Here is a 442-nt window from a genome sequence, read left to right on the forward strand (position 1 = left end):
GCCATGAACTCGTCGGTGACCTTGGAGAGCGCGACCTCGGTGACGTCCAGCTTGTGCTTGGAGATCAGCTGGAGGAGGAGGTCGAAGGGGCCCTCGAAGTTCACCAGCCGGACGGTGAACCGCTTGTCGTCACCTTCGGGCTCCGGTACGGGAACGGGCTCGGGGTCCCGCTCGGCCTCCGCTTCCGGTACGGGAACGGCCTCGGGCTCCGCGTCAGGCTCCCGTAGGGGCTCCGTGTCCGCGACGGGAGCGGCCTCCGGTACGGGAACGGTTTCCGGCCCCCGTACCGGCACCGGAGCCGTCCCCGGCCCCCGCCCCAGGCCACGGCGGCGCGGGGTGGGGGGGTCGGCGGGCGTCGGCATGGTGGGCCAGGGGTGGTGCGGGGGGGCGCGGAGGGGTCCCGCCGGTCGGCGGGCCCCACCGCAGGCTACCGGCGGTGCGC

At 74.9% G+C, this 442-nt stretch carries 1 pseudogene; it reads right to left on the reverse strand.

Annotated features, from left to right (window positions below):
* Nucleotides 1-362: pseudogene (locus RNB18_RS52240) on the reverse strand (segregation/condensation protein A); the annotation flags it as partial.
* Nucleotides 363-442: the final 80 nt, after the last annotated feature.

Origin of the sequence: Streptomyces doebereineriae (assembly GCF_031845645.1) — a bacterium.
GTDB classification, from domain to species: Bacteria; Actinomycetota; Actinomycetes; order Streptomycetales; family Streptomycetaceae; genus Streptomyces; species Streptomyces canus.